The 445-nt window shown below is 73.3% G+C and carries 1 protein-coding gene; it reads right to left on the bottom strand.

The window, feature by feature from the left end:
* Positions 1–445, bottom strand: a 445-nt coding sequence (locus KGQ19_RS48890; protein ID WP_212022516.1) for a hypothetical protein, incomplete at both ends; no start/stop codon positions are given.

Here is a 445-nt window from a genome sequence, read left to right as displayed (position 1 = left end):
GCCGACCCGGCCCCCAAGCCGGTCACCCACGCCCCGCCGATCCCGCCGCACCTCCAGCAGCCGATGACGCCCCCCAAGGGCTTCAGCGCCGCGGTCAACGCGCCTGACCAGCAGCAGCCGACGCCCCAGAACCAGCCTCAGCAGCAGACGCATCAAGGCCAGCCGACGCATCAAGGCCAGTCTCAGCAGCCGTGGGGTGCCCAGCCGCAGGCGCAGCAGCAATTCGGCGGACAGCCTCAGCAGCCCTTCGGCGCATCGCAGCCGCAAGCCGCATCGCCCTTCGGCCAGCCCCAGCAGCAGACCCCGCCCGCGCCCTTCGCCCAGTCGCAAGGCCAGGGCCAGCCCTTCGGCCAGCAGCAAGGCCAGCCTCAGGGCCAGCCGTACCCCCAGCAGGGTCAGCCGCAGCAGCAGGGCCAGGCCCAGCCCTATCCCCAGCAGGGCCAGC

It is taken from the genome of Catenulispora pinistramenti (assembly GCF_018274385.1).
In the GTDB taxonomy this organism is placed as follows: Bacteria; Actinomycetota; Actinomycetes; order Streptomycetales; family Catenulisporaceae; genus Catenulispora; species Catenulispora pinistramenti.
This window is presented reverse-complemented; position numbering and strand designations above follow the sequence as displayed.